The 26,286-nt window shown below is 71.8% G+C and carries 27 protein-coding genes and 1 pseudogene; 16 read left to right on the plus strand and 12 right to left on the minus strand.

The window, feature by feature from the left end; genetic code table 11:
• Positions 1-75: 75 nt before the first annotated feature.
• Positions 76-1,011 carry a TauD/TfdA dioxygenase family protein gene (locus tag KHP12_RS47685; protein WP_106969180.1) on the minus strand — a complete coding sequence of 312 codons (936 nt, stop codon included), beginning with the start codon at positions 1,009-1,011 and terminating at the stop codon, positions 76-78.
• A gap of 351 nt (positions 1,012-1,362) precedes the next feature.
• Positions 1,363-2,271, minus strand: a complete 909-nt coding sequence (locus tag KHP12_RS47690; RefSeq protein WP_210608911.1) for a LysR family transcriptional regulator — start codon at positions 2,269-2,271, stop codon at positions 1,363-1,365.
• Between the two features lie 93 nt (positions 2,272-2,364).
• Here KHP12_RS47690 and KHP12_RS47695 point away from each other — a divergent pair.
• From KHP12_RS47695 to KHP12_RS47720, 6 genes and pseudogenes are all read left to right on the plus strand, one after another.
• Positions 2,365-2,721, plus strand: a pseudogene (locus KHP12_RS47695) (YybH family protein); the annotation flags it as partial.
• Positions 2,722-2,825: 104 nt separating this feature from the next.
• On the plus strand, positions 2,826-4,016 hold the full coding sequence (locus tag KHP12_RS47700) for a flavin-dependent oxidoreductase (RefSeq protein WP_086882532.1): 1,191 nt from the start codon (positions 2,826-2,828) through the stop codon (positions 4,014-4,016).
• 217 nt (positions 4,017-4,233) lie between these two features.
• Complete coding sequence (locus KHP12_RS47705) at positions 4,234-5,376, plus strand: inorganic phosphate transporter (RefSeq protein ID WP_086882533.1); 1,143 nt, start codon at positions 4,234-4,236, stop codon at positions 5,374-5,376.
• Between the two features lie 34 nt (positions 5,377-5,410).
• On the plus strand, positions 5,411-5,650 hold the full coding sequence (locus KHP12_RS47710) for a hypothetical protein (protein WP_086882534.1): 240 nt from the start codon (positions 5,411-5,413) through the stop codon (positions 5,648-5,650).
• Between the two features lie 77 nt (positions 5,651-5,727).
• Entirely contained in the window at positions 5,728-6,570 is an 843-nt protein-coding gene (locus tag KHP12_RS47715; protein WP_246648936.1) for a pentapeptide repeat-containing protein, read from the plus strand.
• A gap of 39 nt (positions 6,571-6,609) precedes the next feature.
• Entirely contained in the window at positions 6,610-7,785 is a 1,176-nt protein-coding gene (locus KHP12_RS47720) for a damage-control phosphatase ARMT1 family protein (RefSeq protein WP_086882536.1), read from the plus strand.
• A 78-nt stretch (positions 7,786-7,863) separates the two neighbouring features.
• Here KHP12_RS47720 and KHP12_RS47725 read toward each other — a convergent pair whose 3' ends face one another.
• The 3 genes from KHP12_RS47725 to KHP12_RS47735 form a co-directional block, all read right to left on the minus strand.
• Positions 7,864-8,106, minus strand: coding sequence for a hypothetical protein (locus KHP12_RS47725; protein WP_086882537.1), 243 nt, complete (start codon positions 8,104-8,106; stop codon positions 7,864-7,866).
• Between the two features lie 208 nt (positions 8,107-8,314).
• Complete coding sequence (locus KHP12_RS47730; protein ID WP_086882538.1) at positions 8,315-8,575, minus strand: hypothetical protein; 261 nt, start codon at positions 8,573-8,575, stop codon at positions 8,315-8,317.
• 127 nt (positions 8,576-8,702) lie between these two features.
• Complete coding sequence (locus KHP12_RS47735) at positions 8,703-9,530, minus strand: hypothetical protein (protein ID WP_143678055.1); 828 nt, start codon at positions 9,528-9,530, stop codon at positions 8,703-8,705.
• Positions 9,531-10,094: 564 nt separating this feature from the next.
• On the opposite strand from KHP12_RS47735, the gene KHP12_RS47740 reads away from it, so the two are divergent.
• On the plus strand, positions 10,095-10,763 hold the full coding sequence (locus tag KHP12_RS47740) for a pentapeptide repeat-containing protein (protein ID WP_211834680.1): 669 nt from the start codon (positions 10,095-10,097) through the stop codon (positions 10,761-10,763).
• Positions 10,764-10,800: 37 nt separating this feature from the next.
• Here KHP12_RS47740 and KHP12_RS47745 read toward each other — a convergent pair whose 3' ends face one another.
• From KHP12_RS47745 to KHP12_RS47755, 3 genes are all read right to left on the minus strand, one after another.
• Positions 10,801-11,562, minus strand: a complete 762-nt coding sequence (locus KHP12_RS47745; RefSeq protein WP_086882541.1) for an ArsR/SmtB family transcription factor — start codon at positions 11,560-11,562, stop codon at positions 10,801-10,803.
• A gap of 87 nt (positions 11,563-11,649) precedes the next feature.
• Positions 11,650-12,156: a mycothiol transferase gene (locus KHP12_RS47750; RefSeq protein ID WP_037957618.1), complete on the minus strand. Its 507-nt coding sequence runs from the start codon at positions 12,154-12,156 to the stop codon at positions 11,650-11,652.
• Between the two features lie 86 nt (positions 12,157-12,242).
• A complete protein-coding gene (locus KHP12_RS47755; RefSeq protein WP_086882549.1) occupies positions 12,243-13,064 on the minus strand; it encodes a maleylpyruvate isomerase family mycothiol-dependent enzyme in 822 nt (273 codons plus the stop codon).
• 170 nt (positions 13,065-13,234) lie between these two features.
• Between KHP12_RS47755 and KHP12_RS47760 the strand changes: the two genes are divergently transcribed.
• Positions 13,235-13,966 carry a dienelactone hydrolase family protein gene (locus tag KHP12_RS47760; protein ID WP_211834681.1) on the plus strand — a complete coding sequence of 244 codons (732 nt, stop codon included), beginning with the start codon at positions 13,235-13,237 and terminating at the stop codon, positions 13,964-13,966.
• Between the two features lie 117 nt (positions 13,967-14,083).
• On the opposite strand, the gene KHP12_RS47765 is transcribed toward KHP12_RS47760, so the two are convergent.
• The 3 genes from KHP12_RS47765 to KHP12_RS47775 all read right to left on the minus strand — a co-directional run bounded on the left by KHP12_RS47765 (position 14,084) and on the right by KHP12_RS47775 (position 16,486).
• Positions 14,084-14,452, minus strand: coding sequence for a VOC family protein (locus KHP12_RS47765; RefSeq protein ID WP_208653046.1), 369 nt, complete (start codon positions 14,450-14,452; stop codon positions 14,084-14,086).
• Positions 14,453-14,741: 289 nt separating this feature from the next.
• Positions 14,742-15,503, minus strand: a complete 762-nt coding sequence (locus KHP12_RS47770) for a GntR family transcriptional regulator (protein ID WP_086882543.1) — start codon at positions 15,501-15,503, stop codon at positions 14,742-14,744.
• A gap of 71 nt (positions 15,504-15,574) precedes the next feature.
• Complete coding sequence (locus tag KHP12_RS47775) at positions 15,575-16,486, minus strand: VOC family protein (protein ID WP_308289540.1); 912 nt, start codon at positions 16,484-16,486, stop codon at positions 15,575-15,577.
• Between the two features lie 38 nt (positions 16,487-16,524).
• Here KHP12_RS47775 and KHP12_RS52030 point away from each other — a divergent pair, with 38 nt between their 5' ends.
• From KHP12_RS52030 to KHP12_RS47810, 8 genes are all read left to right on the plus strand, one after another.
• Complete coding sequence (locus tag KHP12_RS52030; protein WP_308289541.1) at positions 16,525-16,887, plus strand: class II aldolase/adducin family protein; 363 nt, start codon at positions 16,525-16,527, stop codon at positions 16,885-16,887.
• 18 nt (positions 16,888-16,905) lie between these two features.
• Positions 16,906-17,208: a hypothetical protein gene (locus KHP12_RS52035; protein ID WP_246648938.1), complete on the plus strand. Its 303-nt coding sequence runs from the start codon at positions 16,906-16,908 to the stop codon at positions 17,206-17,208.
• A gap of 30 nt (positions 17,209-17,238) precedes the next feature.
• The gene (locus KHP12_RS47785; protein WP_246648943.1) at positions 17,239-18,156 is read left to right on the plus strand and encodes a fumarylacetoacetate hydrolase family protein; all 918 of its coding nucleotides are present in this window, start codon (positions 17,239-17,241) and stop codon (positions 18,154-18,156) included.
• A 90-nt stretch (positions 18,157-18,246) separates the two neighbouring features.
• Positions 18,247-19,230, plus strand: coding sequence for an ABC transporter substrate-binding protein (locus tag KHP12_RS47790; RefSeq protein ID WP_208653047.1), 984 nt, complete (start codon positions 18,247-18,249; stop codon positions 19,228-19,230).
• Complete coding sequence (locus KHP12_RS47795; RefSeq protein ID WP_086882546.1) at positions 19,227-20,036, plus strand: ABC transporter permease; 810 nt, start codon at positions 19,227-19,229, stop codon at positions 20,034-20,036. Before KHP12_RS47790 ends, KHP12_RS47795 begins: the two co-directional genes overlap by 4 nt.
• Positions 20,033-20,857 (plus strand): ABC transporter permease, encoded by an 825-nt coding sequence (locus KHP12_RS47800; RefSeq protein ID WP_211834682.1) that lies wholly within the window; start codon positions 20,033-20,035, stop codon positions 20,855-20,857. The genes KHP12_RS47795 and KHP12_RS47800 overlap by 4 nt, the downstream gene beginning before the upstream one ends.
• A 58-nt stretch (positions 20,858-20,915) precedes the next feature.
• The gene (gene mdlC, locus KHP12_RS47805; protein ID WP_210608910.1) at positions 20,916-22,550 is read left to right on the plus strand and encodes a benzoylformate decarboxylase; all 1,635 of its coding nucleotides are present in this window, start codon (positions 20,916-20,918) and stop codon (positions 22,548-22,550) included.
• Positions 22,551-22,557: 7 nt separating this feature from the next.
• The gene (locus tag KHP12_RS47810) at positions 22,558-23,334 is read left to right on the plus strand and encodes an ABC transporter ATP-binding protein (RefSeq protein WP_210608909.1); all 777 of its coding nucleotides are present in this window, start codon (positions 22,558-22,560) and stop codon (positions 23,332-23,334) included.
• Here KHP12_RS47810 and KHP12_RS47815 read toward each other — a convergent pair.
• Positions 23,331-26,012 (minus strand): carbohydrate-binding protein, encoded by a 2,682-nt coding sequence (locus KHP12_RS47815; protein ID WP_210608908.1) that lies wholly within the window; start codon positions 26,010-26,012, stop codon positions 23,331-23,333. The genes KHP12_RS47810 and KHP12_RS47815 overlap by 4 nt on opposite strands.
• Between the last annotated feature and the right edge of the window lie 274 nt (positions 26,013-26,286).

Consider the following 26,286-nt stretch of genomic DNA (forward strand, 5'->3'; position numbering starts at 1 on the left):
AAGCCCGCGCCGGGTACGGGCTCGCGCGGGTGGCCGAAAATCGCCGCACCAGGGGTCGTGGCGGAGCGGCCGGGGTCAGAACGGCCGGTCGCCCTCGATGGCGACGCGTTCGGCGACCCTGCGGTGCGGGGCGTAGTCGTTGACCGCGTAGTGCTGGGTGGCGCGGTTGTCCCAGAACGCGATGTCGCCCGGCTGCCAGTGGAAGCGCACCTGGTACTCCGGGACGTGTGCCTGCCGGCACAGGAAGCTCAGCAGCCGGTCGCTCTCCTCCCGCTCCATGCCGGTGATCCGGGTGGTGAAGGAGGTGTTGACGAACAGCATCCGCCGGCCGGTCTCCGGATGGGTGCGCACCACCGGGTGCTCCACCGGGGGGAACATCTCCTGGAACGGGGCCAGCCGCTCCGGTCCGTAGAAGCGGACGAAGCCGGGGATGACGTCGTGGACCGCGGTGGCGCCGTCGACGCGCTCCTTCACCTCCGCCGGGAGGTTGTCGTACGCCGCCGCCATGTCGGCCCACATGGTGTCCCCGCCCACCGGCGGCACCTCGCGCAGCTGGAGCACGGCGCCGAGCGCGGGCCGGGTGCGGAAGGTGACGTCGGTGTGCCAGATGTTCTCGAAGGTCGGCGTGGCACCGGACGCCTTGTCGAAGCGGACCACATCCTCGCTGGACCCGGCGGCGAGCAGAGGATTGGTCTCCAACTCGCCCCAGTTGCGGGCGAATCCGCGCTGCTGCTCCGACGTGAGGTGCTGAGCCCGGAAGAAGAGCACCTTCCACTCCAGCAGGGCGCGGTTCAGCTCCTCGCGCAGCGCGGGCTCCAGCGGCCGGGAGAGGTCCAGGCCGCGGATCTCGGCGCCGATGACGCGGCCGAGGGGCACGACCTCGAACCGCTCGTACGGACGCTCCTCCCACCCCTCGGGCAGCCGCCGCAGAATGCGCGCGCCCTCGTACATGCCGTCCGGCGGGATGGTGGCTTCGCGAAGGGTCGTGGGTGGAGTGTCGACGACGGTCATGGCGTCTCCTCATGCGTGACGGCGGGCAGGGGCAGGCGGGGGTGGGGAGGTGCCCTCGTGCCGCGGGGATGACCACGGGAGTGTCGTCCTGAGCGTCGCGACGTCCGGATCGTCAGGGGCTGACCGGCGATCGCGAGAGGAATGACCGGCGTGGCTTCGGGGGCGCGGGGGCGGTGGCCGCGGGATGCGGAGAGTCCCGATTAGAGGCCCGAGCGCTCACACCCGGTCCGGTCCGGGGCGCGTAGATGTCCCGTCGCGTCGAACCGATGCCTGATCATGAGCGCAATTGTGGGATCCGCCCTGGTGAGCTGTCAACGGGGAGTTCCGTGTGTGCGCACGGAAGACGAGTGCTCACCCGGCGGCGCGCTCAGGGGCCGAGGCGGCCGCCAGGGCGGTACGGGCGCGCCCGACCAGGGCCCGGCCGGCCGGGCCGCTCGGGCCGTCCGCCCGCCAGGCGAAGGCCAGCCGCCCCCGCAGGGCCGGCCGGTCGATGCGGACCGACCGCAGCCGGTCCGACCGTGCCTCGGCGAACGCACCGGGCAGGATCGCCGCGCCGAGACCCCGCTCGGCGAGCTGCGCCAGCACCTCCGGATCGCTGGCCTCGAAGGCGATGTGCGGGGTGAAACCGGCGGCCGCGCACGCCTCGTCGATCCGGGTGCGCAGCCCCGTGCCGCGCGGCAGGCTGATCAGCGCACGGCCCCGCAGGGTGTCCAGCGAGATGGCCGAGTGCACGGCGAGCTCATGGTCGGGGCTGACCGCGGCCACGATCGGCTGATCGGTGATCACCTCCAGCTCGACCCCGGCCGGGGTCGTGGCGCCCACGCTGACGATCGCCGCGTCGAGCCGTCCCGTGCGCAGACCCTCCAGCAGCTCGTCCGACGTGGCCTCGGTGAGGGTGATCTCCACCGCCGGATGGGCGTCGTGGAACTCCGCCAGCAGCCCCGGCAGATCCACGCTGTGCGAGGTGACCGTCCCGACCGCCACATGCCCGCGCAGCAGCCCGGTCAGCTCGTCCACCGCGAGCCGGGCGCCCTCCACCGCCGCGAGCGCGGCACGCGCGTACGGGAGCACCGCCGCGCCCGCCTCGGTCAGCCGCACCGAGCGGCCCGAGCGGTCCAGCAGCTGCTCGCCCAGCTCGCGCTCCAGCCGGCGGATCTGTGCGCTGACCCCCGGCTGGGCCACATGCACCTTCTCCGCGGCCCGGGTGAAGTTCCGCTCCTCGGCCACCGCCACGAAGTACTCAAGCTGCCGCAGCTCCATAAGCGATGATTCTAGCAACCAGACCAACCATCTCTTGGACTTCTGGATGCGCTCGCCGGAGGGTGGAGGCGAAGACAAGGAAAGGAGTCGACCATGACCGAGACCCGTGCCCGTGCCACCACCCCCGAGGATCTGGCCCGGCTGTTCGTGGAGCGTGCCAACGCCGGGGACGCCGAGGGGCTGGCCGAGCTCTACGAGCCCGACGCGGTGCTGGCCTACCCGCCGGGTGCCACGACCGTCGGCCGCGAGGCGATCCGCGCCGTCTGTGAGCGGATGCTGGCGCACGCCCCGCGCCCCTTCCGGGTGGAGGAGGCGCTGCCGACCGTCCGCTACGGCGATCTGGCCCTCACCTCGACCCGCCCCGCCGACAACACCGGCGGCCGGGTGCAGGTGGCCCGCCGCCAGCCGGATGGCAGCTGGCTGCGCATCATCGACCGCCCCGAGATCCGCTCCGAGGACCGCCCCGGGATCCGCTCCGAGGACCGCCCCGGGATCCGTCCCGAGGACCGCCCCGAGGTCCCCTCCGAGACCCGTCCCGAGGCCGGGGCCGAGTGATGAGTGTGCTCATCGCCGGGGGCGGGATCGGCGGGCTGGCCACCGCCCTGAGTCTCCACGCGGCCGGGGTCGGGACGGCGGTCGTCGAGAGCGCCCGCGAGATCCGGCCACTCGGCGTCGGGATCAATCTGCTGCCGCACGCCGTGCGCGAGCTCGTCGAACTCGGCCTCGGCGACGAGCTCGCCGCCATCGGCGTGGCCACCGCCGAGAACGTGTACTGCGACCGGTTCGGCAAGCGGATCTTCACCGAACCGCGGGGCCTGGCCCAGGGCTACCGCTGGCCGCAGTACTCGGTCCACCGCGGGGAGCTCCAGCGGCTGCTCCTCGCGGCGGTCCGCGAGCGCCTGGGCGCGGACGCGGTCCGCACCGGGGCGCGGGTGGTGGGATTCGACGACCCGGGGCAGCGGGACAGTGTGCGCGTCCATATCCTCGACCGGGCGACGGGGACGGTCGAGGAGACGGCCGCGCGGGCGCTGATCGGCGCCGATGGGCTGCACTCCGCGGTCCGCGCCGCGCTGCACCCGCAGGACGGCCCCTTGCTGTGGTCGGGCATCCGGATGTGGCGGGGCACGACACCGGCCGAGCCGTTTCTGACCGGGCGCTCGATGGTGATCGTGCACGACGGGGACGCCGAGCTGGTCGCGTATCCGATCGGCGGCGGCCGGGTCAACTGGGTCTGCCAGGTGCGGATGTCCGAGCCCGGGCCGCTCACCGGGGACGCGGCCTGGAACCGGGCGGGGCGGCTCGCCGATGTGCTGCCGTACTTCGAGGACTGGCGGCTCGACTGGCTCGATGTGCCCGGTCTGCTGACCGGCGGCGCCGAGATCCTCGAATATCCGATGGTCGACCGGGAGCCGCTGCCGTGGTGGGGGAGTGGCCGGGTGACCCTGCTCGGCGACGCCGCCCATCCGATGTATCCGGTGGGGGCCAACGGCGCGTCCCAGGCCGTCGTGGACGCCCGCGTCCTGGCCCGCGAACTCGCGCGGACGGACGATGTGCCCACCGCGCTGGCCCACTACGAGACCGAGCGCCGCGAGGCGACGGCGGCCGTCGTACGGGCGAACCGGGCCATGAACCGGGCAGGTGCCCGGACCCCCGAGGAGCTCGCCCGCGTCACCGACACCTACCGGGACACCACGGGAGGCGATGTGCGCACGCTCAACGCTCGTGCCTCCCTGAGCCGCCGGTGAGACCTGAGCTGCCGGTGAGCGCTCCGGCCGGCGGGGTGGCGTCGGAGCCGGGCGGGGCCGTGTTCCACGGCGCCGACCCGGCCCGGCCGTTGGGCCGTACGCCAGCGTTGGCGCCCCTCTGACACGGCGCTTAGCGTGGACAGCAGACAGCGGTCTTCACACGAGACGGTCCGACGCGATCGATGTGCCGGACCACTCCTGGTGCGGGAGGTCGGGAATGGACTCCGTCTCCTTCCTTCTGGTGGCCGTCATCCTCACGGCACTGGCCTTCGACTTCACCAACGGCTTCCACGACACGGCCAATTCGATGGCCACGTCCATCGCCACGGGGGCGCTGTCGCCCCGGCTCGCCGTCCTCGTCGCCGCAGTGCTCAATCTGGCCGGGGCCTTTCTCTCCACGGAAGTGGCCAAGACGATCTCCAACGGCATCGTCGACGACGCCAAGGTCTCCCCGGTCATGATTTTCGCGGGGCTGATCGGGGCGATCCTGTGGAATATGATCACCTGGCTCGCCGGGCTGCCGTCGAGCTCCTCGCACGCCCTGTTCGGCGGGCTGATCGGCGCCGTGTGGGTGGGCGCCGGGGAATCCGCGGTGCGCTTCACCGCGATCGTCGAGAAGATCGTGATTCCGGCGGTCGCCTCGCCGGTGGTGGCCTGTGTGGTGGCCATGCTGGCCACCTACCTCGCGTATGTGATCACCCACCGGGCGGCCGCCCCCGCGGCGCGGAAGGGTTTCCGCGTGGGCCAGGTGGGATCCGCGTCCCTGGTGGCACTCGCCCACGGCACCAACGACGCGCAGAAGACGATGGGGGTCATCACCCTCACCCTCATCGCCGGTGGCGTGCTCGCGCACGGCTCCGGGCCACCGTGGTGGGTGGTGCTCAGCGCCGGTCTGGCGATCTCACTCGGCACCTATGTCGGCGGGTGGCGGATCATCCGGACCATGGGCAAGGGGCTGACCGACATCCAGCCTCCTCAGGGCTTCGCCGCCGAGACCAGCGCCACCGCGGTGATCCTGGCCTCCTCGCACCTGGGCTTCCCGCTGTCCACCACCCAGGTGTGCACGGGCAGCATCCTGGGCACCGGGCTCGGCCGCAGGCTGGCCCATGTGCGCTGGGGGATCGCCGGGCGGATCGCGGTGTCCTGGCTGCTGACCCTGCCCGCGGCGGCGGCCGTGGGAGGCGTCGCGGCCTGGGTGGCGGGCCAGGGCGACGCGGGGGTGGCCCTGGTGGCGTGCGTCGCCGTCGCGGCGGCGGTGGGCTTCTACGCGCTCTCGCGCCGGCGCCCGGTGAACCCGGACAACGTCAACGAGCCGCGCCTCCCCGAGCCCGCCGAGCGCACCCTGGACACGACCGCCTGAGCGAACCGCGACCCCCGTCAAGGAGCTGATCCGTATGGGCACCACCTGGGGCACGATCGGCGGGGTCTTCGGGGTCAGCCTCGGGGTCACCGTTCTGGTGGTGGTGATGTTCTCCCTCGGCGTCGCCGCCTGGGCCCGTGCCGGTGGCGGCACCCCGCGCCACGGGGCGCGCCGCGGCCGTCTCGACACGGTCGCGGCGGCCGCGGCGGTGGTGTGCTTCGCCGCGTGCCTGGCGATCGCCGCCTATGGAATCGAGCTGATCATTCCCGGCTGAGCCCGCTTGAGACAATGGAACGCCACCGAGCACCGCCCCGCACCGCGGTGCTCCCGTCCACGCGGGAGACCACGCACTTGTCGGATACGACCGAGACCCCCTCCGCCGGCCCGGCCGCCGCGGACCGCCCCGCCCTGCGGGCCGACTGCGCCAGCTGCTTCGGGCTGTGCTGTGTCGCCCTGCCCTTCGCGGCCTCCACGGACTTCGCGATCAGCAAGGACGCGGGGAAACCCTGCCACAACCTCCGGGCCGACTTCCGCTGTGGGATCCACTCCCGGCTGCGCGAGGAGGGCTTCCCGGGCTGCACGGTCTACGACTGCTTCGGCGCCGGGCAGAAGGTCTCCCAGCTCACCTTCGAGGGCCGGGACTGGCGGCGGCACCCCGGGACGGCCTCCGAGATGTTCGCCGTCTTCCCCGTGATGCGCCATCTGCACGAGCTGCTCTGGTACCTCACCGAGGCGCTGGCCCTGCCGCCCGCCCGGCCCGTCCACGGCGCCCTGCGCGAGGCGCTGCGGGAGACCGAGCGCCTCACCCTCGGCAGCGCCTCCGAGCTGAGGGAGCTCGATGTGGCGGCCCACCGCGACCGGGTCAATCAGTTGCTGCTGGGCACCAGCGAGCTGGTACGGGCCCGGATCCCGGGCAAGAAGAAGAACCGCAGGGGAGCGGATCTCATCGGCGCCGACCTGAGGGGAGCCGATCTGCGGGGCGCCAACATGCGCGGCGCCCGTCTCATCGCGGCGAACCTCAGCCGGGCCGATCTGACGGCGGCCGATCTGATCGGGGCCGACTTCCGCGACGCCGATCTGAGCGCGGCCGACCTGCGGGGGGCCGTCTTCCTCACCCAGGCCCAGCTGAACGCGGCCAAGGGCGACGCCGCCACCCGGCTGCCCCCGTCCCTCACCCGCCCCGCGCACTGGTGACCCCGCCGCGCCACCACGCGGTGTGCGACCCTGGCTGCCATGTCCGACACCGTCGACGCGCCCGTGATCCGCAGCGATGAGCCCGGATCGTTCGCCCGGAGTGTGCTGGCCGAGCGCCATCCCGCACTGATCGAGAAGGTGCGCGACGCCTTCCCGTACGGCCCCGGGCAGCACCGCGCCCTCGACGCGCTGCGCGACAACGCCGCCGAGGGCACCATCGCCCCGCTCCCGCCCACCGCGTACGACCACGACCGGTGGGCGGTGTGGGGCCGGGAGCACTTCGGCCGGTCCTGGTTCGATGTGCCGTTCCTGTGGGCGGAGAGCTACTTCTACCGCCGGCTCCTGGAGGCCGTGGGCTACTTCGCGGACGGCCCCTGGCGGGGCGTCGACCCGTTCCGCCCCTTCAAACAGGCCGAGCTGGACACCCCCGGGGCCGAGGCCGAACTGGCCGCGCTCGACGACATCCTGGGCAGGCCCGCCGGGGAGCAGGCGGACGCGCTGGTGCACGGCTCACTCTGGGGCAACCGCGCGGACCTGGGCTTCCGCATCTCCTCATCGGCCGCGGACACACACGGCGGCGACACTCCGCCGCTGGTCGCGGACGACTCGGAGGCGCTGTGGTCGCTGCTGCCCGCCGGCTCTCCGGCCACGCTGTGCGTGGTGGCGGACAACGCCGGGCGGGAGCTGCTCCCCGACCTCGTCCTCATCGACCATGTGCTCCACCACGGGCGCGCCGAGCGGGTGGTGCTCCAGGTCAAGCCGTATCCGTACTACGTCTCCGACGCCACCACCGAGGATGTCGTCGACTGTCTGCGCCGTCTGGTGCGGGCGGAGGGCGCCGCGTCCGCCACCGGCGGACGGCTGTGGGCCGCCATGGGCGACGGGCGGCTCACGGTGCGGGCGCACGACTTCTTCCGCGCCCCGCTGCCGTACGAGGAGATGCCCGGCGATCTGCGGAGCGAGTTCGCCGCGGCCACGCTCACCGTCATGAAGGGCGATCTGAACTACCGCCGCCTCGTCGGCGACCGGCTGTGGCCCCCGACCACCGCCTTCGCCGACCGCACCGGGTACTTCCCCGGCCCGGTGGCCGCGCTGCGCATCCTGAAGTCGGATGTCGTCGTCGGCCTCGACGAGCGGACCGTGGCCGCGCTGGACGCGCACGAGGACCACTGGCGCACCAGCGGCGCTCATGCGCTGATCCAGGTACGGCGGTGAGGCGCGCTCCCCTCGCCCCGGAGGGCCGAGGGGAGCGCGGGGGGCCGGTGACCGTGGTAGCCGGCCCCTGCCTCTGCATCAGCCGCCGATGTAGTTGATGCAGCTGCTGCCGATGTTGATGTCACCGCTCGGGGCGGCGCCGCCGGTGGAGGCGGTGGTGCCGGTGGCGGTGTCGCAGTCGTTGCTCTGGAAGATGAAGCTGGACAGGTTGACGGTGGTGGGAATGTCGGAGCCGCCGTTGGCGGCTGCGGTGCCGGTGCCGAGGAGCGCAAGGGCGCCTGCGGTCGCGGCCACCAGGGCGGCCTTCTTCGCGATCTGCATGGATTCCTCCGTGTCGAGTCGCAGAACGAATAAATCTGACGGTCCGATTTAACGAAGGAAGGCGGGGCGAAGTCGGGTAAGCGCACCGGAGAGTGGCCCGTTCGGCGTACCAGGCCATCGGCCCGGAACGGGCGCGCTCCCCCCGACCCGGAGGGCCGAGGGGAGCGCGGTGGGCCGGTGACCGTGGTCGTCGGCCGCTGTCCCTGCGTCAGCCGCCGATGATGTTGGCGCAGGTGCTGCCGATCTTCATCTCGCCCGTCGGGCCGGCGGTGGCGGTGGAGAGGGTGGTGCCGGTGGCGGTGTCGCAGTCGTTGCTCTGGAAGACGAAGCTGCTGACGTCGAAGCTGGTGGGGGTGGTGGTGCTTCTGTCGGAGCCGCCATAGCCGTTGGCGGCTGCGGTGCCGGTGCCGAGGAGCGCAAGGGCGCCTGCGGTCGCGGCCACCAGGGCGGCCTTCTTCGCGATCTGCATGGATTCCTCCGTGTCGAGTCGCAGAACGAATAAATCTGACGGTCCGATTTAACGGAGAGAGTCCCGGGGAAGTGCGCTCAGCACACCGGAGAATGGGCCATCCGGCGCACGTAATCGCCCTCTGGTGTCAGTTGAGGCGGATACCCACGGCGTAGGCCGTGATCGTGCTCGGGTCGGACACATGGTGGTCCTTGGCGGCCGCGCTGTAGCTCGGCGTCTGGGTGGTGGCCGGTTCGAGCTTCCAGAGCAGATTGCCGCTGCCCCGGTAGTGCACCTCCGCGCCGCCACCGGTCAGCGCGAAACCGGGCTCCACGGATGCCACGGCGGCCGGGTGCGGCGACTGGCCGGAGTCGGCCCGGGTGAAGCTGTTGGACACGAAACCCACCGGGAGGAAGCGCCGGAGGCCGATGGCGAACACCCGGATGTTGGCGGGATCGGAGACCAGATGGTCCTTCGACCTGGCCTTCCAGGAGGTCTCGGTCGAGGGGAAGGAGGCGGTGGCGAGATTGCCGCCGCCGTGCCAGTCCACCCGGAACCCGCCGCCGACGAGGACGTACTCATCCGACGACGGGAGACCCGCCTCGGCCTCCGGATGCGGGGCCACCCCGCTGTCCGCGCGTGCTACGTACACCGACCGCAGCAGCTGGTCCCGGCTCATCCCGGCGATCTTCAGACCGATGACGTACGAGACCAGCTCATGCGCCTGCGCGTCGATGTGGTCCTTCGAGCTGACGGTCCAGCCCGACAGGTCGTCCGTGGGATAGGACGCCGTCAGCAACGCCCCGTTGGGGTATTCCACCGCGGTGGCCCCGCCGCCGATGGCGATCATGTCGCCGTCGCCGACCAGAACCGTCTCATCGACCCAGTGCTGCTGAGGGGGATTGCCCCGGTGCGAGAAGACCGAGACGGTCACCAGGCCCGAAGCGTCCTTGAAGGTGTTGAGCCGCGTCCCCACCGAGCTCAGCACCTTTCTCGGCTGCCGAGCCCCTCTTGGCCGCCGCGCCGTCGGCGTGGCCGCGGCGGCGGTCGTGACCCCGCCACTCACCGCTCCCACGGCGGCCGCGCCCGCCACGGCCGTAGCCGCCCTGAGCATGTCCCTTCGGCTGCGCATCACCCGCGTCGACCTGCCTTCCGTCGTCCATGTGCCTGACTCGGCGTCAGGGCGAGCAGAAAGCTAACCCGGTCATCGAACGCAGGGATATTCCCCGAAATGACGGATTGACAGTGCATTGCGCCGTGGGCTAGTGGATCGCGGCCGACTCCCGGCTCGGCCGCTACCTGGAAGAAACCCCTCCGGTGCGGGTGGCGCCCCGGGCCCGGAGACCGCTCCCGGGGCGGTCGAGGAGGGTGGCAGGGTGGCAGGTTGTCCTGTTCGGTGCGGTTGAACGACATGCCACTCGGCCAATCTTCGGTTCACGGCGATCGGTGGTGGTCCCTGCCACGGCCTCGGCGGGGCTGTCGGTCCCGGATGGCAGTATCGGCCTCGTACGCCGCCCGCCCCCGGAAAGTGAGCCCTCGCATGGTGCCGTCCCCCCGTGACCTCGCCGATCTGCCCTTCGCGGACCATCTGCGGCCGTTCGGCGGGGACTTGGCGGAAGGGGGTGACTACGACAGCGTTCATCTGGACGGCGACGCCTTCGACGGGGCCGTGTGCGACCACGCCCGGTTCCTCGAGTCCGCGTTCTCCTCGGTGACCTTCACCGGGGGCCGTGGCCGCGGGGCCCGGTTCAATGAGGTGTGGCTGGACGGGGTGCGATGGGTGGGCACCGATCTGGCGGACACCGACTGGCTGGACGGCGAGCTGGGCGGCTGTGTGCTGGCCGGGCTCGAGATGTTCTCCGCGCGGCTGCACCGGGTGACCTTCCACCGGTGCAAGCTGGAATCGGTGAACCTCCGCAACGCCACGCTGCGGAACGTCACCTTCGTGGACTGTCTGCTGCGCGATGTGGACCTCGGCGGCGCGGGGCTGACGGAGGTGGCGTTCCCGGGGACGGCGCTGGAGGGTGTGCGGTTCGGCAAGGCGCGGATGGCCAAGGTCGATCTGCGAGGGGCCACCCGGCTGGAGATCGCCGACGGTTATGACGCGCTGGGCGGCGCCACCATCGGCAGCGGTCAGCTGATGGAGCTCGCGCCGATGCTCGCCGACGCCCTGGGGATCGCGGTCCGGGACGGTGGGGCCGCACGGTGAGGCACGGTGAGCCCCCACGTCCCACGGCGACCGAGGTTCACTGGGGGATCAGCCAGGGCCGCTGCGGCAGCGGGCTCCCCGTCTCGAGCAGCGACTTCAGATTGGACAGCACCGCGGCCCAGCCACCGGCCGCCGCGGTCCGCTCGGCCTCGTCGGCCAGGTTCTCGTGGGTCACGGTCAGCCGGACGATGTCGCCGTGCGGCTGGATGTCGAAGGTGACCCGGGAGGGCTCGGCGGTGGCATCGGCGTCGGGCGCGGCCCAGGTGGTCACCAGCCGGGTGGGCGGTGAGCTCTCCACCACCGCGCCGACGACATCGGCGGTGCCGGAGCCGTCCGTCCGCTGATGTTCCCACGGGGAGCCCACCTGCCAGTCCGACACATTGCTGTGGCCCCAGTACTCGGCCGTGAGGTCGGCGTCGGTCAGCGCGTGCCAGACCTTCTCCGGTGTGCTCTCGATGTAGATGACGTACACGAACGTCGGCTTGTCGGCCATCGCTTCCTCCGCTTGTCGCTTCACCAGGCTCAGCGCGCGCAGCCGCGGGCGCTCGAACTTGTCGATCCAGCGCTCCTGGATCTCATTGAGGGGGACGGGGTTGAGGTAGTGGAGTTTTTCGCGGCCCCGCCGCACCGTGCTGACCAGATTGGCCGCCTCGAGAACGGCCAGATGCTGGGTGGCCGACTGGCGGGTCATCTCCAGCCGCCGGCACAGCTCGCCCAGCGTCTGGCCGTTGTGCTCATGCAGTCGGTCCAGCAGATATCGCCGGGTCTGGTCGGCCAGCGCCTTGAAGACCTTGTCCATCTCTGAGCTCACACCGAACGTTATGCAGGTGATTGCCTGCATGTCAATGCGAGCGATGCGACGGCCCCCGCTGCCGGTGATTTCGCGCTATCGCCTGCGGACCGCGCCGCGGATGAACGCCGCCTGTCCGACGTGCTGTAGATCATCCGAGACCACGCTGACCAGCCGGACGCCGAGGGTCACTGCCGGGGTCCACCGCTCGTCCACGATCCGGTCGAGATCGGAGTCGCGCAGGCCGCGTACGAACGCCAGGGTGTTCTCGTGGACGGCGTCGTAGTACCCGGTGAGCAGCTCGGCGTCCACCCGCACCGCCGCCACGTCCTTGGCTCGGTGGCCGTAGCCGGTGGCCTCGGGCGGGAACGGCAGGCCGAACCGCTCGGCCCAGCCCTCGGACGTCCACAGCTGCTCGGTGCCCGCGGCGTCGGCGATGTGGTCGTCCTGTACCCGGGTCAGATGCCACACCAGCCAGGCGATCGAATTGGCCCCGCTGTCGAGCCGTACGGCCAACTCGTCCTCCGAGAGCCCGTCCACGGCCGAGTGCACCTCCTCGCGCACCCGCTCGAAGGCGTCGGCCAGCAGATCGGCGCTGTTCATTCGCGGCTCCCTCGCTCGTGGTCAGCTCCCGGCCATGGTCGCACCCCGCGGCCCCGGCCGCGGGGTGCCGACTCGCCGGACGCGTTTCACACGGGCGGGACGAGGGTGAAGTAGCGGTCGAGCACCGCCCGGTCGCCGGTCACCTTGTCGAGCCGGTCGGCGGGGAGCCGCTGCCACAGGAACAGCATCAGATCCGACGCGGTCCCGGCCAGCTCGACATCCTGGGACGCCCCTTCGGTGTCCTCGTCCGCGGCGCCGGTGGTCAGCCGTACCTCGGCGCCGTCGAAGCGGACCGTCCACAGGTCCGGACCGTCGGTCCGGCGGAACCGGAAGCGCTCGCCCGCCCCGGGCGGGGCCTCCCGCCACGCCCGCCGGGCCGGGGCCATCACCTCGAAGGTCTGGGTCACGGCGTCCACCGCGAGGTCGGGCTCGATCGGCCGGGCCCGCCCGCCGACCGCCCGCTCGGCGTCCCAGCGGTGCAGGGCCGCCTCGATGGTCTGCATCCGCAGCCAGAAACCCGCGGTCCGCTCCGCCGACCACGTCCACACCGCCAGCCCCGGATCCTCGCTCCGGAACAGCGCCTCGAGTCGCGCGGCGCCCTCGGCGAACCAGTCGACGAGACTCACCGGCACCGGCCCGTGATGCGGCCCGCCGGTGGGCGCCGGCCAGCCGTCGCGGTCCTCGGGAAGCTCGAAGAGGGTGGCATCCGTGATGTCCGGCTGCCGATCGAGCCGCTCCCGGATGACGCGGGCGACCAGACGATGCACCCCGCCCAGGTGCAGCACCAGATCCGACATCGTCCAGTCGGGGCAGGAGGGGATCAGTGGCGCGTCCGCCCCGTCGGCGGCGCCACGGGCCGCCTGCTCGAACGCCACGATCTCACGGTGGAAATGGGCTGAATAGTCCATGAGCCGCACTCTGCCAGGTGGCGAACGCCGCTGCCATACACCGCCCGGCCACTCGGTACGCCTTCGCTGTCGGCAGACCGAATCGGCCCCCGGCGAAGCCGCACGGGCCCGGCGCACCGCCGCTGTTAGCTTCCTCCCATCCCGCAAGGCGAAGGACAAGGAGCGCGGCGATGGTGACGACCAGACGCATCGAATACCCCGTGGACGGCACCACCATGGTGGGCCATCTGGCGCTGCCCGGGGGCACGGACCGGCGCCCCGCCGTACTGATCGCCCATGAGGGCCCCGGCATCACCGACCACCAGCGCGAGCGCGCCGACCGGCTCGCCGAACTCGGCTATGTGGCCTTCGCCCTCGACTACCACGGCGGCGGACGGTTCATCGAGGACCGCGAGGAGATGTTCGCCCGGATCGACGAACTGCTCGCCGACCCCGACCGCATGCGCGCCCTCACCGGAGCCGGGCTCGCGGTGCTGACCGCAGAGCCCCGGGCCGACACCTCGCGGCTCGCCGCCATCGGCTACTGCCTGGGCGGCACCATGGTCCTCGAACTCGCCCGGAGCGGCGCGGACCTCAAGGCCGTGGTCGGCTTCCACCCCGGTCTGACGAGCACCCGGCCCCAGGACTCCGCCAACATCACCGGCAAGGTCCTGGTCTGTGTGGGGTCCGAGGACCCGTTCAGTCCGGTCGAGCAGCGTCTGGCCTTCGAGGAGGAGATGCGGGCCGCCGGAGTGGACTGGCGGATGCACCTCCACGGCGGCGCCCTGCACAGCTTCACCCACCCCGGCCTCGAATCCGACCCCGTGGCCCGCCCGGGGATCGGCTATCACCGGCCCTCCGCCGAACGGGCCTGGCGGGCCATGCTCGACCTGTTCGACGAGGTCTTCCCGACCATGGTGTGAACAGCGCAGGGCCCCCATCGTGAAATGCCATGAGGGACCAACTGCGCTTATCCCCGGCCGGGCGGGACGGCGAGTAGTGTGCTGTGCAGGGCGAGTGCTGCTTCGGAGGGCGGGTGGTTACGTGAGGCGGCCGGCCCGAGTCCCATCGGCGGGGGCGGGAGCGCCAGGTCGACCCGGGTGAGGCCGGGCCTTGTGGTGATGGCCTCTTCGGGGACGTAGGCGCAAGGTCGGCGAAGGCCACGTGGCGGGCGCGGGCGCGTCGGCGAGAGCGCCCTCGTCCGCGACCGAGAAGGCCGAGGAGATCACACCGGACCGCCCTTCGACCAGGGCCAGACAGTGATGGCGTTGATCGGCCCGCAGATGCGCGACGCCTGGTTCGTCGGACGGCACCTGCTCCAGGCCCACGACATCGGTCGCACAGGCGATGGCCGCCGGCAGGTCCGAGACGCCGGAGCGCACATAGGCGAGGTCAATGAGTTCGATCACCGTGTGGTCGTCTCCCTGTGTGGACAGTGAGGCACATGGCTGCCGACCGGTATTCGCGGCCGACACGCTTGCCGGGGCCTGATGGCCTGATCGGGCAGAGCGAAGGAGGTGGCCGACGGCCAGTACGGCATCGGCGGTTCAGAAAAACTGTATGCAGTTACCGGAGGATGTCAAGGTGCGCCGCGGGCTTCGGTGTTGCGTTCCGCGCGAGTCCGGAAACGCCTGTTCCGCACGAGCCCGGGAACGTCTCAGCAGCGCACGGGCACGGGTACGGGTACGGCGGGGCGCGCTACTGGGCGGAGGCTCGCGCGTCACTGCCCGCGCCGACGAGCAGCAGGGCGCTGTCGATCGCCGGCGCGCCACGGCCCGGGGCGACGTCCTCCATGACGCGCAGGGCCGTGCCGGCGAGATGCCGGGCGATCAGCACCCCACCCCTGTCGGCGTCGCCCTCGCGGACCGCTTCCAGAATGGCGACGTGCTCACTCTGGCGGGCGTGGAAGTCATCGCGATGGTGCTGTTGGTCCAGTCGGATGTAGCGCTCGCTCTGCTCCGCGTAGGAGCTGATCGTACGCAGTACGACGGCGCCACAGCGGCCGACCAGAAGGCGGTGGAAGTCTCGATGGGCCACCGCCCAGCTCGCCAGGTCTCCGGTGCGGTAGGTCCGTTCCATTTCGCGCAGGGCGGCACTGGCGTCACGGCTCTCGGTGCGTGTGAGGTTTCCCGCCGTCAGCCGGACGCCGAGTGCTTCCAGTGCGATCCGTGCCGCGTACAGCAGCTCGAGGTCGGCCGGGTCCAGCCCGACCACCCTGCTGCGCTGATTGGGCTCCGCCGAGACAAGGCCCTCTTCCTGGAGCATGCGGAAGGCTTCGCGCAACGGCGTCCGGCTGACCGCGAAGAGCCGTGCCAGCTCCGCCTGCTTGAGCTGTGTTCCGGGCGGCAGCACCCCATCGATGATGAGTTCCCGCAGATGGGCGTGGAGCACCACGGAGGTCTGCCGCGGATCCGTGATCCGCGGCCCGGGGCGCCCTTGCAGCAACTCGCCTACGGACATCCGTCCACCCCTCGGTCACACCATCCTCAATCTTCACAGTGTACGCAGTACCGCCGAGAGGGCGCTCAGTATCACGTCTGCGGTGGGGGCTCCTGGTTCACCAGGAACGCCGGGGGCGGGGGTGCGCCCCACAGGTGCGGGGGCACGTCCCAGTCTCCGGCGACCCAGCACGAGTCGACCTGGTCGATGTCGGAAAACCACTCGATCCAGCTGCCCCAGGGGTCGCGCGTGTAGTGAAAGAAGTTGGAGCCGATCGTGTGGCGGCCCAGCCCCCAGCCCTGCCGGTACCCCTGGGAGGCCATGTGGTCCGCCCGCAGCGCGATCGCGTCCACGGACGGCACCTCGAAGCTGGAGTGGTGGAAGCCGGGGTGCGTGGACGAGATGAAACCGAAGATGTGGTGGTCTCCCTGCCCGGCGTTCAAGAAGGTCACCTGGTCGTGGTGAATGGTGTCGCTGACTCGCAGACCCAGCACCTCGGTGTAGAAGGCGGTCATCTCGGCCGGACGCGGGGTGAACAGCAGCGAGTGCCCCAGTCTCCGGGGCAGGACCTCCTTGGTGGCCTCGCGCCACCGAGCGGCCCCGATGCGCTGGAGTCCCCCTCCGGAGTTGGTGAGGACCTCCGTCGTCAGCGGAGCGCTGGCGGGAACGGCGTCGAGCAGTTGTACGGCGGTACCGTCCGGATCCCGCAGCCACAGACCTCGCTCGTCCGCCCCCGCGGGTGGCTCGACGGCGGACGTACCCAGGCGCTCGAGCGACTCGCGGACCGCGTCGAGCCCGCCTGGACGCACGGTGAAGGACACGTGGTGCAGCCGCTTGGCGGCACCGCCCTCGATCATGCGCACCTGCTCCTGGCCGCGTCCGGTGCACTGTGCCACCAGGGCGCCGTCCTTCTCGGCGGTGTCCAGGCCGAAGTCGCGCAGGAACGTGTCGGCCACGGCGAGGTCGGGCACCTCCAGCGCGTAATGGTGAAGTTCCGTGATCACCCTTTTCTCCTTCCCTCTAACTGCATACAGTTTAGGGTGTGACAGGCGATGGGCAAGAGATACTCAAGGCCGGTTTGCGCGACGAGTTGGCCGAATCCGGCCATGTGATGTCCGCGCTGGGCCTGGTGGACGCGTTCGGTCATGTGTCGGCGCGCGAGGGCGCCGCCATGCTCATCACGCCGGCTGTGCCGCTGTCCGGCGTCACCCGGGACGACCTGGTGACCGTTCCGCTCGATGCCACCCGGCTGCCACCGGGAGCGCCGGCGGAGAGCTGGCTTCATCTGCGGGTGTACGCGGCCCGCCCGGATGTCGCCGCCGTCGCGCGCGCCCAGCCGCCGGATGTGTTCGCCGTGGCAGCTGTCGCGGATCGAGTGCGCCCCCTGCACGGGCAGGGTGCCTGAGTCGGCCGTTCCGTCCCGGTGCACGCCGATGCGCGGCTGCTGCGCAGCCGGGACCTCGCCGATGCGGCGGTGCGCACTCTGGGGCGTGGGGACGCCGTTGCCCTGCGCGGCAATGGCGCGTTCACCGTCTCGGGTGCACCGGGGACGGCGGTGACACGCATGTGGCTGCTGTCCGCGACATGCCGGGCCTGGCTGGCCGCCGGTGCCGCCGGATCGGTGCGGGTCCTCAGCCACGAAGAGATCTCCTCCTGGCGGGCCGTGCAGCCCGAACTGCTCCCACGGCGGTGGCGGCACTTGCGTGCTAAGTGTGTACACTTCTAGCCATCGACCGTACTGCCGGAGGAGTCCTCTATGCCGCCCTGGAGTCTGGTAAGTGTCCAGCCTGACGCTGATGGCGCTCCGCACCTCGCAGCCCTGGTCAACGAGCGTCTCTTCACCCTCCCGGCTCTGCCCGGTCTGACGGGAGACCTCGCGGATGTGGTGGCGTGCTGGAGCATGGCCGCATCGGCGCTGCGCTCGGTCGACCCGAGAGAGGGGGCGCCGCTCGAGGGCGCGCGCATACTGGCCCCGCTGCGCACGCCGGGCAAGCTGATCTGCGCGGGGGCCAACTACACGGGCCACCTGCGGGAGATGGGGATCTCGAGTGTGCCGTCAGACCTTGAGCCGTACTTCTTCCTGCTCCCCCGGACCTCCATCATCGGCCCGGGGGAATCGGTGGTCCTTCCCGACGACCCGGACGCGAGTGTCGACTGGGAGGCCGAGCTGGCAGTGGTGATCGGCACCGGAGGACGGGACATCGCCGAGGACGCGGCGCTCGAGCACGTGGCCGGTTACACCATCATGAACGACATCTCCGCCCGTGGGCACCACCGACGGGCCAACCCGCTCGCCCCTCCTTTTGCCTACGACTGGCTGTCCAGCAAGGGACTCGACACCTTCAGCCCACTGGGACCTTCGCTTACTCCCGCGTGGGCCGTTCCCGATGTGCAGGATCTGACGGTACGTCTGTGGCGCAACGGGAAGCTGGAGCAGGACGGGTCGACCGCAGACATGATCTTCTCCGTGGCCCGCCTGATCTCCGCGGCCAGCCGGACCATGACGCTGGAACCGGGTGACGTCATCGCGACGGGCACCCCGGCGGGCGTAGGCGTCGCACAGGGCAAGTCGCTCGCCGACGGCGATGTGCTGCGGATCGAGATCGGCGCGCTGGGGGCTCTTGAGAACACTGTCCACGTGCGTGCCGCCGCCTCCGCGGGCCGACGCTCCTAGGAATTGTCGGCTTCGGTGCTGTGCCGGCACCGTCGTAGAGGTCTTCCCGACCATGGTGTGAACAGCGCACGGCCCCTATCGTGAAATGCCATGAGAGACCAACTGCGCTTATCCCCGGCAAAGTTGGCCGCGGCCGCCACGGTCACCGCCGTGCTGCTCGCCGGATGCGGCGGCTCCGGCGAGGACTCCGGCGGCGGGGGCGGGCCGGAGAAGAAGACCATCACGGTGGCCGGACTGCCGCTCGCCGATGTGGCCGCCCTGCACATCGCCATGGACCGCAGACTCTTCGCGAAGGAAGGGCTGAACGTCCGCGTCCAGCCGGTCCAGCAGAGCGTCCAGGCGCTGCCCGCGCTCGCCCACGGCCAGGTGGACGTCATCGGCGGCGCCAACTTCGTGACGTTCCTCCAGGCCCGCGAGAAGGGCACCCTGGCCACCCGGGTGCTGGCCGAGGGCGCGCGCAACGCCCCGCACATGATGGATGTGCTGGTGCCCGCCGACTCCAAGATCAAGGAGCCGCGGGACCTCGCGGGCAAGAAGGTCGCGGTCAACATCCTCAACAACATCCAGTCGCTCACCCTCAACGCCACCCTGGGCAAGGCCGGGGTCGGCCGGCCCGAGTACCGCCAGGTGCCGTTCCCGCAGATGGGCTCGGTGCTGGAGCGGGGCCAGGTGGACGCCGTGCACGCCGCCGAGCCCTTCGCCACGGCGCTCAAGCGTGACCTGAAGGCCCGTACGGTGGTCGACGGCAACGCGGCACCCGTCGCCGGACTGCCGCTCAGCGGCTATGTCACCACCGACACCTTCATCGACAAGTACCCCAAGACCGCCGCCGCCTTCCAGCGTGCCATCTCCGCCGCCCAGGCCGTGGCCGCCAAGGACCGCGGCGCCGTGGAGAAGGCGCTGCCCGGCTATACGAAGATCAAACCGGAGGAGGCCGCCGCCATCGGCCTGCCCGACTACCCGGCCACCTCCAGCGTCGCCCAGCTGAAGCGGCTCATCTCGCTGATGCGGACGCAGAAGCTGCTCACCAAGGACCTCGACCCCGCCGCCGTCCTGTACCAGCCCACCAGATGAGCCCCGCGACGGCCGGGCGGAAGCGCACCGGGCGGGCCAGGAACGCGCTGCTCGGCGCCGTCGGCGTGCTCGTGGCCTTCGCCGCCTGTGAGGCCCTGGGCCGCTCCGGGATGGTGCGGAGCACCTTTCTGCCCCCCGCCTCCGAGGTGCTGGTACGGGCCGTCGAACTCGGCGGCGACACCACCTTCCTGAACGGCGTCGGCGCCACCCTCGAGGCATGGGCCACCGGGCTCGCCCTCGCCTGCGCCCTCGCGATCCCCCTCGGGCTGCTGCTGGGCAGTGTCCCGGCGGCCGCGCAGGCCACGCGGGTGCTGATCGAATTCCTGCGCCCGGTGCCGTCGGTGGCCCTGATCCCCCTGGTGTCGCTGCTGCTCGGCGCCGGCAGCGAGACCACGGTCGCCCTCGTCACCTACGCGTGTGTCTGGCCCGTGCTGTTCAACACCGTCTACGGCCTCGGCGAGACCGATCCGCTGGCCAAGGACACGCTGCGCGCCTTCGGCTTCGGGCGGCTCGCCGTCCTCTTGATGGCCAGTCTGCCCTCGGCCGCCCCGTTCATCGCCGCCGGGGTGCGCATCTCGGCGGCCACCGCCCTGATCCTCGCCGTGGCCGGCGAGATCCTCGCCGGATTCGGCGAGGGTCTCGGCACCTTCATCGCCCAGGCGGGCATGGCCACCGACGGCACCCGCGATGTGCTGGCCGGAGTGGTGTGGGCGGGCGCGCTCGGCCTCGTCATCAACCTGGCGCTCACCGCGGTCGAACGGCGGCTGTTCCCCTGGGCGCCCGAGCACCGCGGGAGCCGCGCATGACCGCGCCGGCCACCCCGCTCGGCGCCGCACGGCGGCTGCCCCGGACCCTCGCGCTGCGGCTCGGCGTCCCGGTGGTGGCGGTGGTGCTGTGGCAACTCGCCGCGCGGGCCCGCGGCAGCGTCTTCTTCCCGACCCCCGCCCGGATCGTCGAGCACGGCTATCACCTGTGGTTCTCCGGCCCCGCCGAACGGGCGTTCCTCACCGACGCGGCGGTCCGCGATCTGCTGCCCAGCCTCGGCCGGGTGCTCGCCGGATTCGCCCTCGCCGCGGCCGGTGGCATCGTGCTGGGGCTCGCCCTGGGCCGTTCGCGCACCGTGTACGCGCTGTGCGATCCGGTGCTCCAGTTCGCCCGCGCCGTGCCCCCGCCCGCGCTGGTGCCCGTCTTCGTCGTGGTCTTCGACCTCGGCACGCCGATGCAGCTCGCCTCCATCGTCTTCGGCGCCATCTGGCCCGTACTGATCAACACGGCCGAGGGGGTACGCGGCATCGACCCGCTGCGGCTGGACGTCGCCGCCACCGTACGGATGCGCCCCGCCGAGCGGATCGTGCTGCTGTATCTGCCCGCCGCGCTCCCGCGCATCTTCGCCGGGCTGCGGCTGAGCCTGTCGCTCTCGCTCATCCTGATGGTGTTCTCGGAGCTGCTGCCCGGCACCGCCGACGGCATAGGCTTCTCGCTCACCGACGCGCAGACCCGCTCCGATCTGCTCACGGTGTGGGCGGTGATGGTGCTGCTCGGCGCGCTCGGGCATCTGCTCAACAGCGCGCTGCTCGCCGTCGAGCGCCTGGCCCTCGGCAGACACCGCGCGGCGCACCGCACCTGACCACCCGTAGCACCCGTACGCAGGACACGCCCCCACACCCAGCAGAGGAGGTGGCCCCATGGCCGAGCCCACCGCCCACCCCCCGACCACCACGGTCCGCGAGGCGGTGCTGGCACTGTGCCGCGCCACCGGGATGACGACCGTCTTCGGCAACCCCGGCTCCACCGAACTGCGGATGTTCCGCGACTGGCCCGAGGACTTCCGCTATGTGCTCGGCCTGCACGAGTCCACCGCCGTCGCCATGGCCGCGGGCCACGCCTTGGGCACCGGGCGGGCGGCGCTGGTCAGCCTGCACTCCGCCGGGGGAGTGGGCCACTCCCTGGGAGCGGTGTTCAACGCCTACCGGGACCGGGTGCCGGTGGTGATCATCGCGGGGCAGCAGTCCCGTGCGCTGCTGCCGCTGCGGCCCTTCCTCGGCGCCGACGAGCCGGCCCGGTTCCCGCGCCCGTATGTGAAGTTCAGCAGGCAGCCGGAGCGGGCCGCCGATGTGCCGGCCGCGCTCGCCGAGGCCCACCGCGTCGCCATGAGCCACCCCCGGGGCCCGGTCTTCCTCTCCGTACCGGAGGACGACTGGGACCGCCCCGCCGAGCCGGTCGCCCCGCGCACCGTCCACGGCGGCTACACCGCCGACCCCGCCGCGCTCACCGGCCTCGCCCGAGCGCTCGACGCCTCGGCGCGCCCCGCGCTGGTCGTCGGGCCGGGCGTGGACGACGAGCGCGCCGTACGGCAAGTGACCGAACTGGCCGAGCGGCTGCGGGCGGCGGTGTGGATCAGCCCGCTCTCCGGACGCTCCGGCTTCGACGAACGCCACCCGCTCTTCCAGGGCTTTCTGCCGCCCGTCGCCGACCAGCTGGCGGAGCGGCTGGCCGCCCACGATGTGGTGGTCGCGCTCGGCGCCCCGCTGTTCACCTACCATGTGCACAGCGAGGCCCCGCCGCTCGCCGACGGCACCGAGCTGTACCACCTCGACTGCGACCCCGCGCAGGCCGCGTGGCTCCCGGTGGGCACCAGCATCGTCACCACCCTCGGGCCCGCCCTGCGCGCCCTCACCGATCTCGTCCGGCCCGCCGACCGGGCCGCGCCACCGCCGCGGCCCGCCCCCGGGCCGCGGCCGGCCACGTCGGCGGAGGAGATCTCCCCCGAGCTGGTGATGGACCTGCTGCGCGAGCGGCTGCCCCGGGACACCGTGCTGGTCGAGGAGACCCCCAGCCACCGCGACGCCCTCCACGCCCGCCTCCCCATCAGCGGCGAGGGCCGCTTCCTCACCACCGGCAGCGGCGCGCTGGGCTGGGGGCTGCCGCTCGCGGTCGGCCGCGCCCTCGCGGACGGCGAACGGGTGGTGTGCGTCGTCGGCGACGGCTCGGCGCTCTACTCGGTGCAGGCCCTGTGGACCGCGGCCCGGCACCGCGCCCCGGTGAGCTACGTCCTGCTCGACAACGGCGGCTACAGCGCGGTCAAGGCGCTGGGCCACCGCATCGGCATCGCACACGTGCCGGGCACCGACATCGGCGGCATCGACTTCGCCGCGCTCGCCGGGTCCTTCGGCTGCCCGGCCGAACGGGTGGAGCACCCCGGCCACCTGCCCGAGGCCCTCGACCGTGCCCTCGCCCTCGGCCGTGACGACGGCCCGCTGCTGCTCCAGGTCCGGGTCCCCGCCGACGACTCCCCGGCGTACGAGCCCTGGGCCCGGTGAGGCGGACATGCTGCGGATCGACCGGCTCAGCCATCGCTACGGCGACGGCCCCGATGTGCTCCGGGACATCGAACTCTCCGTCCCCGAAGGGCAGTTGCTCACCCTCGTCGGCCCGTCCGGCTGTGGCAAGTCCACCCTGCTGCGCTGTGTCGCGGGCCTGATCCGCCCCTCCGCCGGGCGGATCACCCTGGACGGGGAGGTGGTGGACGGCGTGCCGGACCGGCTCGGAGTGGTCTTCCAGGACTACAGCCGCTCGCTCTTCCCCTGGCTCACGGTGCGGGAGAACGTCGCCCTTCCGCTGCGGCGGCGCGGACTGTCCCGCGCGGAACGCCATGCGGCGGCAGTGGCCATGCTGGAGCAGGTGGGCCTGGCCGACGCCGCCCGCCGCCACCCCTGGCAGCTGTCGGGCGGCATGCAGCAGCGTGTCGCGCTCGCCCGCGCGCTGGCCGCCCGGCCCGCGCTGCTGCTGATGGACGAGCCGTTCGGCGCGCTGGACGCCCAGACCCGGGAGGACCTGGAGGATCTGCTGCTGCGGCTGCACCGCGCCGAGGGAATGACGATTCTGCTGGTCACCCATGACATCGACGAGAGCGTCTATGTGGCGGACCGGGTGGTGGTGCTGGCCGCGGGGCCGGGCCGGGTGCGGGCGGACCTGCCGGTGACGCTGCCCGCCGAACGCGACCAGATCGCCACCCGGGGGCTGCCGGAGTTCATCGCGCTGCGGACGGAGGTGGGGCGCGCGGTACGCCAGGGCGCGGCCACGCCCCCACCTCCTCGCGCCTAACGCAACGTCAGCCAGTCCACGGCGGCCACCCGGTGGCCGCCCGTGGCGACGAGATAGACATCATGGGTGCCGGTCACCGTACGGGGGAGCCGCACCGAACGCTCCCGCCACTCGTCGGTGCCGCCGGTCCCGCGCACCGGAAGCGTGGCCGCCACCGGCCCTTCGGGTGAGTCCAGGCGCAGCCGCAGGGCGCAGTCCCCGCAGCCGCCGGACGCCAGCCGCACCGTCAGCGTGTCCGCGCCCGCGCCGAACCGCACGCCCCGCAAGCCGATCGCGTCCCCCGTTCCGAGGACCGAGGTGGCCGCCTCGCCACGCTCGACGCCCCGGACCACCTCGGCGCGCTCCGCCTGAAGGGTGGCGGCCGCGTCGGGACCGTCGGAGTAGAGCCGGATCTCGTTCACCGCCCAGGGGTTCTCGCCCGGCCGCGTCAGCTCGATCCGCAGATAGCGGGCGGTGCGCTGCTCGAAGACCGCGTCCTGGGTGAAGGAGCGGCCGCTGACCCGGGCCACCGGCGTCCCCCAGTGCTCACCGTCGCGGCTGACCGAGACGGTGAAGCCATAGGGGTGTCCGGTGGCGTCAAGGCCCGCGTCGATCGCCAGCCGGCCGAAGGTCTTCGCGGCGCCCAGATCCACGGTGAGGGACTGACCGGCGGCCTGCGGAGCGTCCCCCTTCCACTGGGTGGTCTGCACCCCGTCCACGGCGGCCGAGGCATCGGCGCCACCGGAGGCGGTGGCCTTCCAGCCGTCGTTGCGGACCCGGGTCTCACAGCCCGCCAGTCGGCAGCCGGACGACCAGATGGGCTCGCCGTACTCGTACGCCCCCTGGTCCGGCCCGTCGCCCCGGACCTCGCCGGTCACCCCGTCGACCTTTTCGCCCGCGTCGATGGCGGGGGAGTCCGCGCGCGGCCAGAGTTCGCCGTTGCGCGCGTCGGTGTAGCGCGGATCGGTGGGCGGCAGCAGGTTGCTCCGTACGACGGGGGCGGGGTCGCCGGGACCGGAGATCTCCATCGGGGTGAGCGCCGCGTCGTTGCTGACGTACGTCCCGGTGGCGTCGGTGGCGCCGCTCAGCCGGACGGCGGCGGTGGAAATGCCCGTGCCGTACGAGGAGTTGTGATCGCGGTTGCCGAGGCTGACACTGCTGTGGCCGTTGAAGAAGGTGCCGCGGGTGCCGGTGTTGTACGCCACGTTGTGGTGCAGCAGGAAGTTGCCGGAGGAGTTGTCGATGTAGTAGCCGACCTGGCCGTCCGCGTCATGCACGGTGTTGTGGTCGACGCTGGTGCCCTTGGCGTCCAGGTTGCAGCACACATAGAACGGGCTGCCGTCACGTGAGGTGCGCATCGCCTCCGAGAGGTCGTTGTAGGCGATCCGGTTGTCGTGGAAGGGCACACCGTTCAGCTGCCAGGCGGTGTCGATGCTCGCCCGGCCGGTGCGCCGGACGGTGTTGTGGGTGACGGTCTGGCCGCTGCCGTTGATCTCGATACCGGGTGTGTAGCTGCCCATCCAGCCCACGTCGTGGATGTAGTTGCCGGTGACGGTGTTGCCGCTGCCGCGCAGCAGCACACCCGTGCCCGCGGAGTAGCCGATGTCGCTGTCGCGCAGGGTGTTGCCCCGGCCGAGGATCTGGACACCGGAGTTCAGCACCCGCGAGGCGACGATGTGGCCCTCGCCGGGCGGGATGGCCAGTTCGTCGTCGCGCGGCATGGGGAGCGTGGAGAACTCCGAGATGTAGCGGGCCCGGACCCCCTCGACCAGCACACCGGTGCTGTCCGCGCCGGTGCGCAGCGAGGTGCCCCACAGTTCCAGACCGCGCACGGTGACATGGGAGCTGTGCGAGAGGTCCACGCCCCAGCTCTCGTACTTCGCGGTGACGGTGTGGCCCGTGACACCGCCCTTGGGCGGGACCAGATAGAGGCGGCGCGCGTCCTTGTCGTAGTACCACTCACCGGGCTGGTCCAGCGTGGCCTTGGCGCCGACCAGGTAGTAGTTGCGGTAGTTCTGGTCGCCCATGCACAGCGGGGTGCAGCGGTAGTTGCCGCCCGTGAAGTCGAGGGCGCCGTCCGAGGTGGCGGTCACCGTGCCGGTCTGCTGGCTCCATGGATTGGAACCGGCCCACAGATGGACGGTGGCGCCGGTGAAGTCGCCGTCCGGCAGATCCGGGTCGTCGATGTGCTGATCGGTGGAGGAGCGCTCGGCCACCGCCCAGGACGGATTGAGCGGATCGGAGCCGGAGTTGGGCCAGCGGCCCTCCATGGCGCGCTCGCCGTCCAGGAACAGCGCGTTCTCGCTGCGGTCGAGCGGGAGGTCCACATCGGCGGCCACCAGACCGCCGCCCGCGTCCTTCCACCCGGTCACCGCCCGCGTCCCGTCGACGGTGACCGGCCCGTCCCCGTACGCCGCCAGGGTGACCGGGGCGTCGGCGCGGCCCGAGGGCGGGGCGACCCGCTCGCGGTAGTTCCCCCGGTGGATCACACAGGTGTCGCCGGGCCCGACCTGCTCGGTGCAGCGGCCGATGGTGCGGAACGGATGGCGCGAGCTGCCGCTGTCGTGGTCGGTGCCCCAGGTGGCGACGTGATACGTACGCCCCTCGGGCCGTCCCTCGGCCGATGCGGCGCCCGGCAGCGCGGTCAGGACCGCCGCTGCGGCGGCGACCACGGATATGCGCCTGAGCGCGGGTCTCATCTACAGCCTCCCCGGTTGAGATTCGACCGCAACGTAGGAGAAACATCGGATGAGGTCAACGGCTGGGGAGGGAATGGCCGGAGGAGCACCCTGGGACTAGGGGATATTTATGGGCGTAGTGGCCGCTATCCCATCGGGGGTTCAGTGACAGATCCGATGTCTCCGCGCTTCGATGAAACCCCGGAGGTGCGCCTCTCCCCGAGGGCCGGCTGATCGCCGTTTTCCCGAGGGCCCGGCCACCCGCCGCCGCTCTTCAATCAGTTGCTTTATTTAA

It is taken from the genome of Streptomyces asiaticus, from assembly GCF_018138715.1.
In the GTDB taxonomy this organism is placed as follows: domain Bacteria; phylum Actinomycetota; class Actinomycetes; order Streptomycetales; family Streptomycetaceae; genus Streptomyces; species Streptomyces asiaticus.

What these genes read in the sequence shown, in the direction of transcription:
- KHP12_RS47685 (WP_106969180.1), bottom strand. Translation starts at nt 1,011, where the DNA reads ATGACCGTCGTCGACACTCCACCCACGACCCTTCGCGAAGCCACCATC.
- KHP12_RS47690 (WP_210608911.1), bottom strand. Translation starts at nt 2,271, where the DNA reads ATGGAGCTGCGGCAGCTTGAGTACTTCGTGGCGGTGGCCGAGGAGCGG.
- KHP12_RS47700 (WP_086882532.1), top strand. Translation starts at nt 2,826, where the DNA reads ATGAGTGTGCTCATCGCCGGGGGCGGGATCGGCGGGCTGGCCACCGCC.
- KHP12_RS47705 (WP_086882533.1), top strand. Translation starts at nt 4,234, where the DNA reads ATGGACTCCGTCTCCTTCCTTCTGGTGGCCGTCATCCTCACGGCACTG.
- KHP12_RS47710 (WP_086882534.1), top strand. Translation starts at nt 5,411, where the DNA reads ATGGGCACCACCTGGGGCACGATCGGCGGGGTCTTCGGGGTCAGCCTC.
- KHP12_RS47720 (WP_086882536.1), top strand. Translation starts at nt 6,610, where the DNA reads ATGTCCGACACCGTCGACGCGCCCGTGATCCGCAGCGATGAGCCCGGA.
- KHP12_RS47725 (WP_086882537.1), bottom strand. Translation starts at nt 8,106, where the DNA reads ATGCAGATCGCGAAGAAGGCCGCCCTGGTGGCCGCGACCGCAGGCGCC.
- KHP12_RS47730 (WP_086882538.1), bottom strand. Translation starts at nt 8,575, where the DNA reads ATGCAGATCGCGAAGAAGGCCGCCCTGGTGGCCGCGACCGCAGGCGCC.
- KHP12_RS47740 (WP_211834680.1), top strand. Translation starts at nt 10,095, where the DNA reads ATGGTGCCGTCCCCCCGTGACCTCGCCGATCTGCCCTTCGCGGACCAT.
- KHP12_RS47745 (WP_086882541.1), bottom strand. Translation starts at nt 11,562, where the DNA reads ATGGACAAGGTCTTCAAGGCGCTGGCCGACCAGACCCGGCGATATCTG.
- KHP12_RS47750 (WP_037957618.1), bottom strand. Translation starts at nt 12,156, where the DNA reads ATGAACAGCGCCGATCTGCTGGCCGACGCCTTCGAGCGGGTGCGCGAG.
- KHP12_RS47755 (WP_086882549.1), bottom strand. Translation starts at nt 13,064, where the DNA reads ATGGACTATTCAGCCCATTTCCACCGTGAGATCGTGGCGTTCGAGCAG.
- KHP12_RS47760 (WP_211834681.1), top strand. Translation starts at nt 13,235, where the DNA reads ATGGTGACGACCAGACGCATCGAATACCCCGTGGACGGCACCACCATG.
- KHP12_RS47770 (WP_086882543.1), bottom strand. Translation starts at nt 15,503, where the DNA reads ATGTCCGTAGGCGAGTTGCTGCAAGGGCGCCCCGGGCCGCGGATCACG.
- KHP12_RS47785 (WP_246648943.1), top strand. Translation starts at nt 17,239, where the DNA reads ATGCCGCCCTGGAGTCTGGTAAGTGTCCAGCCTGACGCTGATGGCGCT.
- KHP12_RS47790 (WP_208653047.1), top strand. Translation starts at nt 18,247, where the DNA reads ATGAGAGACCAACTGCGCTTATCCCCGGCAAAGTTGGCCGCGGCCGCC.
- KHP12_RS47795 (WP_086882546.1), top strand. Translation starts at nt 19,227, where the DNA reads ATGAGCCCCGCGACGGCCGGGCGGAAGCGCACCGGGCGGGCCAGGAAC.
- KHP12_RS47800 (WP_211834682.1), top strand. Translation starts at nt 20,033, where the DNA reads ATGACCGCGCCGGCCACCCCGCTCGGCGCCGCACGGCGGCTGCCCCGG.
- mdlC (WP_210608910.1), top strand. Translation starts at nt 20,916, where the DNA reads ATGGCCGAGCCCACCGCCCACCCCCCGACCACCACGGTCCGCGAGGCG.
- KHP12_RS47810 (WP_210608909.1), top strand. Translation starts at nt 22,558, where the DNA reads ATGCTGCGGATCGACCGGCTCAGCCATCGCTACGGCGACGGCCCCGAT.
- KHP12_RS47815 (WP_210608908.1), bottom strand. Translation starts at nt 26,012, where the DNA reads ATGAGACCCGCGCTCAGGCGCATATCCGTGGTCGCCGCCGCAGCGGCG.